Annotated in this window: 8 protein-coding genes; 6 read left to right on the forward strand and 2 right to left on the reverse strand. The window is 69.7% G+C overall.

Going from position 1 to position 9,977, the window contains the following annotated elements; all coding sequences use genetic code 11:
- The first annotated feature begins 745 nt into the window (after window positions 1-745).
- The 6 genes from ftsZ to NBW77_RS11580 all read left to right on the forward strand — a co-directional run bounded on the left by ftsZ (window position 746) and on the right by NBW77_RS11580 (window position 5,351).
- Window positions 746-2,254, forward strand: a complete 1,509-nt coding sequence (gene ftsZ, locus NBW77_RS11555) for a cell division protein FtsZ (protein WP_250279681.1) — start codon at window positions 746-748, stop codon at window positions 2,252-2,254.
- 45 nt (window positions 2,255-2,299) lie between these two features.
- Window positions 2,300-3,139 carry a YggS family pyridoxal phosphate enzyme gene (locus tag NBW77_RS11560; protein ID WP_250279682.1) on the forward strand — a complete coding sequence of 280 codons (840 nt, stop codon included), beginning with the start codon at window positions 2,300-2,302 and terminating at the stop codon, window positions 3,137-3,139.
- A gap of 10 nt (window positions 3,140-3,149) precedes the next feature.
- Window positions 3,150-3,683: a cell division protein SepF gene (locus NBW77_RS11565; protein WP_131747401.1), complete on the forward strand. Its 534-nt coding sequence runs from the start codon at window positions 3,150-3,152 to the stop codon at window positions 3,681-3,683.
- A 63-nt stretch (window positions 3,684-3,746) separates the two neighbouring features.
- The gene (locus NBW77_RS11570; protein ID WP_502799469.1) at window positions 3,747-4,022 is read left to right on the forward strand and encodes a YggT family protein; all 276 of its coding nucleotides are present in this window, start codon (window positions 3,747-3,749) and stop codon (window positions 4,020-4,022) included.
- Window positions 4,023-4,113: 91 nt separating this feature from the next.
- The gene (locus tag NBW77_RS11575) at window positions 4,114-5,082 is read left to right on the forward strand and encodes a DivIVA domain-containing protein (RefSeq protein ID WP_131747394.1); all 969 of its coding nucleotides are present in this window, start codon (window positions 4,114-4,116) and stop codon (window positions 5,080-5,082) included.
- A gap of 95 nt (window positions 5,083-5,177) precedes the next feature.
- Window positions 5,178-5,351 (forward strand): hypothetical protein, encoded by a 174-nt coding sequence (locus tag NBW77_RS11580; RefSeq protein WP_165486192.1) that lies wholly within the window; start codon window positions 5,178-5,180, stop codon window positions 5,349-5,351.
- A 38-nt stretch (window positions 5,352-5,389) separates the two neighbouring features.
- Here the strand turns inward: NBW77_RS11580 and ileS are convergent, their stop codons facing one another.
- Window positions 5,390-8,761: an isoleucine--tRNA ligase gene (gene ileS / locus NBW77_RS11585; protein ID WP_131747393.1), complete on the reverse strand. Its 3,372-nt coding sequence runs from the start codon at window positions 8,759-8,761 to the stop codon at window positions 5,390-5,392.
- Window positions 8,762-9,111: 350 nt separating this feature from the next.
- Window positions 9,112-9,852, reverse strand: a complete 741-nt coding sequence (locus NBW77_RS11590; protein ID WP_131747392.1) for a hypothetical protein — start codon at window positions 9,850-9,852, stop codon at window positions 9,112-9,114.
- Between the last annotated feature and the right edge of the window lie 125 nt (window positions 9,853-9,977).

Here is a 9,977-nt window from a genome sequence, read left to right on the forward strand (position 1 = left end):
CCTCCGGCGGTGCGCAGACCTGTCATCGTGCCGTATTCGGCCCGCTTCGCTTCCTCGGGGTTGCCGGCGGCACAAGAAGATCATGAGGGTGTCGTTCCTGGCCTGGTCGAGCTGTTCTGTGCCTGGTCGACATGCGTGGGCGAAACCCGGTGATGCCAAGCCCGTCCAGGGATATCAAAACATCTGTCGGGAACATGCAGGTAACGACCGGCCCGACTCCGGTGGGATGGTCGAGGTGGGCACCGGGCGTTGCCGTTTGTATACGAATGAATGGAAGTCGTTCGAATTTCTTCCATATCGGTAATCGGATCGCCACTTTTGGTTGTCGAGGGCATTGTCTGATCGTGGTCTCCTCCGACCACGGATCTTCCGTCGCGTCGACGCCGCGTGTCGGGATCATGTTCCGGGGTCGTCCGGTGTCACCCGACGTTGATCAACCGTGCATCATACCTGTCGGATGGGTGGGGGCGGCGCTGGTGCCCAGCATGCGCGATGATGTGAGCGAGGGGACGCGCAAGGCGTGGCGTGACGCGCCGGGCGCATCCTTGACCCTCGCGTTGGTCGTCCCTACTGTCCGGACCACGGCTTGGAAGTTGACATAACATTAACCGTCTAGCTGACGGTGAAGGTTGAGGCTTGCCGGCCGGTCCCCGCTCCATCCATTCGGCGCCGCCTTCCTCGCTGCACCGGCCGGCTGGGGCACGCCCCCGTCCGCCCACCGACGCCGCTGGAGGACCGACACCGCATGGCAGCTCCTCAGAACTACCTGGCGGTGATCAAAGTCGTCGGGATCGGCGGTGGCGGCGTGAACGCCGTCAACCGCATGATCGAGGTCGGCCTCAAGGGCGTCGAGTTCATCGCCATCAACACCGACGCCCAGGCGCTCCTGATGAGCGACGCCGACGTCAAACTCGACGTCGGCCGGGAACTCACCCGCGGGCTCGGTGCGGGTGCCGACCCGGAGGTCGGTCGCCAGGCGGCGGAGGATCACCGCGAGGAGATAGAGGAAGTCCTCAAGGGCGCCGACATGGTGTTCGTCACCGCGGGGGAAGGCGGTGGCACGGGCACCGGCGGCGCGCCGGTCGTGGCCAACGTCGCCCGGTCGCTGGGGGCGCTCACGATCGGTGTCGTCACCCGCCCGTTCACCTTCGAGGGACGGCGCCGGGCGACCCAGGCGGACTCCGGCATCGACGCCCTGCGCAACGAGGTCGACACCCTCATCGTCATCCCGAACGACCGGCTCCTGGCGATGACGGACCGTGACATCAGTGTGCTGGACGCGTTCCGCAGCGCCGACCAGGTGCTGTTGTCCGGTGTGCAGGGCATCACCGACCTCATCACCACCCCCGGTCTGATCAACCTCGACTTCGCCGACGTCAAGACCGTGATGTCACACGCGGGCAGCGCCCTGATGGGTATCGGGCGTGCCCGCGGGGACGACCGCGCCATCGTCGCGGCCGAACAGGCCATCGCCTCGCCGCTCCTGGAGGCGAGCATGGACGGCGCCCAGGGCGTGCTGCTGAATATCTCCGGCGGGTCCGATCTCGGACTCTTCGAGATCAACGCCGCCGCCGAACTGGTCGCGGACGCGGCCCATCCGGAAGCCAACATCATTTTCGGTGCGGTGATCGACGATGCGCTCGGTGACGAGGTCCGGGTGACAGTCATCGCCGCGGGCTTCGACACCGTCCAGGACCGCCGAACCCGCGGTCTGGCGAGCACCCGGCGGCCCGGCAACGGCCAGCCGACCGGACCCGGGACCACGGCGCCGGGGACACCCGGCGGCGGGCCGGGGTCCACCCCGCCCGGGACCTCGGCCGCCATCTCGACACCGTCGACCCCGGCCACGCCCACACCGACCTTCGCGCCGTCGACGCCGCAGACCCGGCCGGTGCCCGCCACGGCGGCCGCATCCACGCACACCCCTTCGTCGTCACCTCAGGCGACCCCGACGTCGACCTACTCATCACAGCCCACCTACAACCCGTCGTCGACCTTTTCCTCCTCCCAGTCGACCCACCCGCGGACGTCCGCGCCCGGGCACGTGGCGGATGTCCCCGACGACCGGGACTACGACCATGACGGACGGTCGGGGTCCCGACGAGACGGTGCCGAGGCAGACTCCGACCAGGGCTATCCGCCCTATCGGGAAGCGCGAGAGGGGCCGCGGCCGAGTTACCCGGCGCCGCGGCGTCCGGTTCGGCCGATCGCCGACGATGACGACGAGCTCGACGTCCCCGACTTCCTCAAGTGAGAGACGGGGCCGTCGTCCATCGGCCACGGCCGTCCTGATCGTCGTGTGGAACCGGATGTGATCGCGTCCGGCACGGGACACGCGGCATCCGCCGGCCGGCGCGAGGAGCTGCGACTCAACCTCGCCGACGTCCGCGACCGGATCGCCGCCGCGGCTGGCGCGGCCGGTCGGCCGGTCGGTGAGCTCACCCTCGTCGCGGTGAGCAAGACCTGGCCGGCGGCGGACGTCGTGATCCTCGACGCGCTGGGCGTCACCCACTTCGCGGAGAACCGGGACCAGGAAGCTCGTCCGAAGGTGGTGGACGTGACGAAATCCTTATTTGACGCCGAGGTTTCGTTGGTGTGGCCGCCAGGCCGGGCCGATGCCGGCCGGGTGGGCCGGCAGGACGCGGAGGCTTCGCCGGTATCCGTGCCCTGCTGGCATTTCGTCGGCCGACTCCAGCGCAACAAGGCCGCGTCGGTGGCCCGGTGGGCGGACTGGGTCCAATCGGTCGACCGGGCGCCGGTCGTCACGGCGCTGGCCCGCGCGGCGGCTGTGAACGGCCGTCAGCTGGCGGTGTGCCTGCAGGTGTCCCTCGACCCTGCGGGGTCGGGCACCGGGCGGGGTGGCGCGTTGCCGGCCGACATCCCCGCCCTCGGCGATCTCGTCGCAGGCAGCGGGGGCCTCGTCCTTGCCGGGGTGATGGGTGTCGCGCCGCGGGATGCGCCGGCTCGTCCCGCCTTCGCGAGGTTGCGTGAGGTTTCGGACGTGCTTCGACAAGGGCACCCGGATGCTTCGGCGATCAGTGCCGGTATGTCCGGGGACCTTGAGGATGCGGTGGCCGAAGGCGCGACACACCTTCGCATCGGGACGGCTTTGTTCGGTCAACGGCGTGGTGTCCCTTAGAGTCGCGCCCATGGGTGTCGCGCGCAGGGCGATGGTCTACCTCGGTCTGGCCGAGGAGGACGAAGACTACCTCGAGGACGACTACGAGGACGCTGGTCGTGACGACCGGCGTGAGATGCGTGAGCCCATACCCGTGGAGCGGTCGGTTCGTCGTATCGATGCACGTGAGGAGCCGGCTCCGATGTCGCGACGCCCCCCGGTGGAACAGCTCCGCCCGGCCGGTCCGGTGCCGATGCGCCGGCCGGCGGCGGCCGAGGAGCCGTCGCCGTATCGGATCACCACCCTGCAGCCGCGCAGCTACAACGAGGCGCGCCAGATAGGGGAGGAGTTCCGTGACGGTACGCCGGTTATCATGAACCTGACTGAGATGGATGACGTCGACGCCAAGCGGCTGGTCGACTTCGCCGCGGGCTTGGTCTTCGGGCTGCGCGGGTCGATCGAGAAGGTCACCAACAAGGTGTTCCTGCTCTCGCCGCACAACGTCGAGGTCACCGAGACCGACAAGCGGCGGATTCGTGAGGGTGGCTTCTACAACCAGTCATGATGCTATTGCAGTCACCACCGGACCCGGGTCCCCACAGGTACAGGAGAGCTCACCATCAGCACACTGGGTGATGTGATCTCCGCGCTCCTGCTGGTCTACTTCCTGTTGCTGATTGCACGCTGGGCGATGGATCTGGTGCTAGCTCTGAGCCACACCTTCCGGCCGACCGGAGTCCTGGTACTACTCTTTGAGTCCGTGTACACAGTCACCGACCCTCCGTTGAGATTCGTGCGGCGGTTCATCCCTCCCCTGCGGGTGGGTAGCGTTGCGTTTGACCTGGGTTTTTTATTGATCTTAATTTTGATCTGGGTCTTGCGGGGACTCGCGGATGGGCTGTGACGAAGTCGCAAACACGGCGAACGCGAGCGGCAGCCCGCCGCTGGACCGCCCTCCCCGGGGGAGCGGCGATGCCGCATCATGAGGAGGCGACGTGGCTCTGACGCCGCAGGACGTACAGAACAAGGTCTTCAGCCCGACCCGGTTTCGCACCGGCTACAACGAGGACGAGGTCGACTCCTTCCTCGATGATGTCGAGAGCGAACTCACCAGGCTGCTCGACGAGATCACCGATCTGCGCCGACAGCTTGACGAGGCCCGCCGCGCCGGTGGCGGTGGGCCAGGCGTACCCGCGCAGGTGCTTGAGGAGAACCAGCAGCTACGCAGGCAGCTGGAGGAGGCGCGGCGCCAGGTCGCCCAGGCTCAGGCCCAGGCGGCCCAGGCGGCTCAGGCGACCCAGGCCGCACAGGCCGCAGCCCGTGAGCGTTCCACTGCGCAACCGACAGCCGCGACCGCGGCGATGCCGGCGGTACAGCCTGCCGGCCAGGTCCCGGCCCGCACCGGCAACACCCAGCTGGACGCCGAGATCGAACAGCGCGTCGCCCGGACACTCGTGCTGGCACAGCGCACCGCCGACGAGGCGCTGCGGGAGGCCCGCAACGAGTCCGAGCGAGCGCGGCGCGAAGCCCGCTCCGACGCGGACCGCATCATCGGTGAAGCCCGGGCACACGTTGCCGAGCAGCTCGGTGGTCTGGAGGATGACAAGCGCCGCCTGGAAGGCCAGGTCGAGCAGTTGCGTGCCTTCGAGCGTGAGTACCGTACCCGGTTGCGCGCCTACCTCGAGATGCAGCTACGCGATCTTGATGGGATGCCGACGCAGCCGGCCGTCGGTGCCGGCGGCCCCCCGCGTCCGACGCTCAACCCGGGCACCGGGTCCCCGCAGCCTCCGGCTGGGATCGCCGCCGGTTCCCAGCAGGGTCCCGGCCCGGTCGCCACGTCCGCGTTCCCGCAGGGTTCCCCGCTGCCCGCGGGAGCGATGGCGCGGGGAAGCGAGAACGGCGGGGTCCGCGGCCCCGAGCTGGAACCGGCCCGGCGGGACGTCCCCGGAATCCAGGACTTCTGAAGGGCTGACCGGTAGACGCTCGAGGGCGTTCCCGTGCCCATCCCTGCCCCCGTACCCCTGACCCCCGGGGCGGTTGACATCGGGATTACTCGGCTGTGATCGTTCTCAGTGGTGTCCTCGTGCTGGTCTCCGCCGTGCTGCTCCTGATGGGGGTGGCCGGCGGCACCGGTTTCATCTATGCCGCCATCATCACCAGCCTGGTCGCGGCGGTGCTGTTGCCCCTCGGAGTACACAGACGTTCCCGGCGTCCACCACAGAACCGGTCCTGAGGACCTGCCCTGTGGTGGACGCCGCACCGTTACCGGTGTCAGCCGGTCACGGTGGCCCGGCCGAGCCAGAACGTCAACCCGAGATCCGGCGCGGTGTGCCCGTACCCCGTAGCCATGCCCTCGGTTGCGGGGCTCTCGGTTGCGGGGCTCTCGGTTGCGGGGCTCTCGGTTGCGGGGCTCTCGGTTGCGGGGCCCTCGGCGAAGGTCACGGCGAGGACTTCGCCCGCCACGGCCGCGCCGTGTTCCCGCAACGCCTCGGCGGTGTCGGGAGCGTCCGCCGACCACCGGACGTCGACCCGGTCGGTGATGTCCAGGCCGGAGGTCTTACGGGCCTCCTGGAGCACCCGTACGACGTCGCGGGCGATGCCCGCGCGGGCGAGTGCAGGCGTGATCTCCAGGTCTAGGGCCACGGACAGACCTGACTCCGAGGTCACGGCCCATCCCTCCCGCGGGGTCTCGGCGATGATGAGATCATCCTCGCCGAGGTCGATCCGTTCGCCGTCCACCTCGACCGTGAGGCGGCCGTCGACGGGTGGGCCGGCGGCCGCGGCGACACCGACGGCGGCCGCGATGGCCGGGGTCCGCTTGCCGAACCGGCGGCCCAGCGCCCGGAAGTTCGGCTTCACGGTCACGTCGACCACGTCCGCGGCAGCGGCCTCGACCGTGATGACGTTGAGCTCGTCGGCGATCTGCGCACGCAGGTCCGCGGGGAGGCCGGCGAACTCGGGCGCGGCCACGACGGCGCGCGCCAACGGCTGGCGGGTCCGCACGCCGCTGCTCGCCCGGGCGGCCCGGCCGAGCTCGACGACGCGGCGGACCAGGTCCATCCGGCCGGCGAGCCGCGCGTCCACGAGATCCGCCGACGCCTGCGGCCAGTCGGCCAGATGGACCGAGTCCGGGGCGCCCGGTCGGACGCCGACGACCAGCTTCGACCACAGCGCGTCGGTGAGGAACGGGATGAATGGAGCCATCAGCCGGGTCACGCCGTCCAGGCAGGTGTAGAGGGTGTCCAGAGCGTCCGGGTCGGCCTCCCAGAACCGCCGCCGAGAGCGGCGCACATACCAGTTGGACAGGTCGTCGACGAAGCGGGTGAGACGGCGGCCGGCACGCAGCGAGTCGAACGTGTCCAGCGCCTCGGTGACCTCACAGATGGTCGAATGCAGCTCGGACAGCGCCCACCGGTCGAGCACGGGCCGCTCCGACGGTTCGGACCCGGGCGCGCTTCCCGGTGTCCAGCCGCCGGCATTGGCGTAGAGGACGAAGAACGACGCGGTGTTCCAGTAGGTCAGCAGGACCTTGCGGACGATGTCCTCGAGCGCCTCGTGGCCGACCCGACGGTCCGCCCACGGTGAGCCGGCGGCAAGCATCAGCCAGCGCACCGCGTCCGCGCCGTGCTGTTCGAACAGCTGATGAGGGTCGAGGACGTTACCGAGATGCTTGCTCATCTTGCGGCCCTCGGTGTCGAGGAGAAGGCCCAGGCACAGCACGGTCTCGTAGGCGGAGCGGTCGAACACCAGCGTGCCGACGGCCATCAGCGTGTAGAACCAGCCACGGGTCTGGTCGATGGCCTCACAGATGTACTGCGCCGGGTACTGGGCCTCGAACTGCGCCTGGTTGCGGTGCGGCGCACCCCACTGGGCGAACGGCATCGCCCCACTGTCGTACCAGACGTCGATCACTTCGGGGACGCGCCGGGCCACCGCCGCACACGTCGGGCAGGGGATCGTCACCTCGTCGACGAACGGCCGGTGCGGGTCGAGGGCGGACAGATCCCGCCCGGCCAGGGATGACAGCTCCAGCAACGACCCGACACAGGTGAGGTGGGCCGGGTCGGCGGTGCAACGCCAGACCGGCAGCGGCGTACCCCAGTAGCGGTTGCGCGACAGCGCCCAGTCGACGTTGCCTCGCAGCCACTCGCCGTAACGGCCGTGCTTGATCCGTCCCGGGTGCCAGTCGGTGCGTTCGTTCTCCTCCATCAGCCGGTCCGCGACCGCGGTCGTCCGGATGTACCAGGACGGCAGCGGGTAGTAGATCAGCGGTGTGTGACAGCGCCAGCAGTGCGGGTAGCTGTGGGTGTAGGCCTCGGCCCGCCACAGCACCCCGCGGGAACGCAGATCGTCGACGAGGGTCGCGTCCGCGTCCTTGAAGAACAACCCGCCGACCATCGGGGTGCCGGCGAGGAACCGGCCGTCGCGGCCCACCGGGTTGACCACGGGCAGCCCGTACGCCCGGGCGACAGCGAGGTCCTCCGCGCCGAAGGCCGGAGCCTGATGGACCAGACCGGTGCCGTCGGTCGTGGTGACGTAGTCGGCGAGCACCACCGAGTGCGCGACCGCGGTCGTCGTCGCGCCCGTCCCCGCGCCCGTCGGTCGCCCGGTGGCCGCGGTCGTCGTCGCGCCCGTCGGTCGCCCGGTGGCCGGGTTCGTGAACTCCGCCACGGGCAGCAGCTCGAACGGCCGGGCGTAGGTCACACCGGCGAGATCGGTCCCGCGGATCGTCTGAACCACCTCGGCGTCCGGTCCCACCGCGGACGCGAGCAGGGGCTCGGCCACCAGCACCAGCTCGCCGTCACGCCCGCCGGCGCCGGTCCGGGCGACCACGTAGGTGACATCCGGATGCACCGCGACCGCGGTGTTGGACACCAGCGTCCACGGGGTGGTCGTCCAGACGAGCAGGTTCACCCCGGCCTGCGCGAGCGGGCCAGACGTCACCGGGAACCGGACGTACACCGAGGGGTCGACCACGTCGGCGTAGCCCTGGGAGACCTCGTGGTCGGACAGGGGTGTCTCGTCTCGGGGGCAGTACGGGGTGACCCGGTGGTCCTCGACGAGCAGCCCCTTGTCGAAGATCTGCTTGAGGGACCACCAGACGCTTTCGATGTAGGGGGTGTCCATGGTGCGGTAGGCGTCGTCCAGATCGCACCAGTAGCCCATCCGCTCGGTCATCCGGGAGAAGTCCGCGACGTGGCGCAGCACGGACTCGCGGCAGCGGGCGTTGAACTCGGCGATGCCGAAGTCCTCGATGTCGTTCTTGCTGGTGAAACCCAGCTCCTTTTCCACGGCGAGCTCGACGGGCAGGCCGTGGCAGTCCCAGCCGGCGCGGCGCGGGACGTGGAAGCCCCGCATCGTCCGGTAGCGGGGGAACAGATCCTTGAAGACCCGGGCCTCGACGTGATGGGCGCCAGGCTTGCCGTTCGCGGTCGGCGGACCCTCGTAGAAGACCCAGCGCGGCCCGTCGGCGGTCGCGTCCAGGGAGCGCTGGAAGACCTTCAGGTCCGTCCAGCGCTGGAGGACCTCATGTTCCAGAGCGGGTAGGTCGACCTGGGTCGGCAGCGGCGGGAAGGCCGGCGTCCGGCTGACCGGCGTTTCGTTGACCGGCGTTTCGTTGGCTGGTGTTTCGTTGGCTGACATGAGGGTCTCCGTCGGGGATCAAGCTCCAACGGAGGGACGACACCCCGCGGTTCCCGGCCGTCGCCGGGGCGCGGTGGCACCGCGGTACCACCCTCCTTGCCTTCCAGGATGCCGGCTCGCGGTCACCTGGACGACCTCTCTTCACGCGCGGTGCCGGATCTACTGGGGGCTTGTACGACCCTGTTCTCCCGGCAGCTCGGGGTGATGTTCACGACGCGCTGGCCACCGGGCTTGCACCGTCCCCGGCTCGCTCGACGCCCGTCACCGGCCGTCCTGGCTGCGCCCGCCGCTACTCGTCCCGTCAACGCCGTCCGCTACAACCAGCGTAGTGGACGGACCGCATCCCCGGTTCAGGGCCTGCCGGTGCCCGTCTGGTGACGGTGGGGGTCAACGTCGCCCGCACGGTGGTCGCCCGCACGGTGGTCGCCCGCACGGTGGTGGTCGGAGCCTCCCAGGGGATGTACCTCGGCGGGTCGGATCCCCTGGCGCTGTCGTGGCCGGCGGGACGCCCGGCGGGGCGTGGGGCCGTACACGATCCCGGCGTCACCGCGTAGCGCCCGGACCGGCCAGTAGGCGGCACGGACCAGACCGGTACAGCGGCGCAGTGACAACCCCAGCGCACGGGTTCCGAACGGTCCCCGGTAACGGTCGACCTTGTGGACGAGGGTGTGGCATTCATGACAGATGGGGACCAGGTCGCGGTTGGACTCGTGACCCGACCCGGCCCGGAAATAATCGACGTGGTGTGCGTGGTAACCGACGCCGGACGGGCCGTCCCGCCATGGTTTCCCGCAGATGTGACAGGGACGCTTGCCGGTTTCGGAAAGCCATCGCCGCCGCCTGGCCTTCCACTCCGGGCCGCCGACGTACTCGCCGTGGCTGCGGTAACCATGCAGCCTGAGGGTGATGTGGAAACGTCCCCGTTCGATCCGCCGGTCCAGATGCCCCGCGATGCTGAGCGCCGCGCAGCTGGCCAGAACCACGCCGATCCAGCCCAGGGCGGCATGCCCGGACGCCAGACGCCACCACAGGTCCACCACGCGCCCTGCTGCGTCCCACAGGGCGCCGGTGACCTTCGCCACGATGTCCACTCGATCCACCTCGTCCTCGACCGTGGCAGCGATTATGTCCGGTTCTGTATGACGGTGGGACTGATCTGACGCGCGTTGGCCTGATACGCCCGGATGGCAGCCTGTCCGCACCGGGTCGGGCCGGC

This window comes from Frankia sp. Cppng1_Ct_nod, assembly GCF_920656135.1.
Taxonomy (GTDB): domain Bacteria; phylum Actinomycetota; class Actinomycetes; order Frankiales; family Frankiaceae; genus Protofrankia; species Protofrankia meridionalis.

Excerpts from the sequence above, each read along its gene's own strand:
- ileS (WP_131747393.1), bottom strand. The coding sequence starts at position 8,761 with ATGTCAGCCAACGAAACACCAGCCAACGAAACGCCGGTCAACGAAACG.
- NBW77_RS11565 (WP_131747401.1), top strand. The coding sequence starts at position 3,150 with ATGGGTGTCGCGCGCAGGGCGATGGTCTACCTCGGTCTGGCCGAGGAG.
- ftsZ (WP_250279681.1), top strand. The coding sequence starts at position 746 with ATGGCAGCTCCTCAGAACTACCTGGCGGTGATCAAAGTCGTCGGGATC.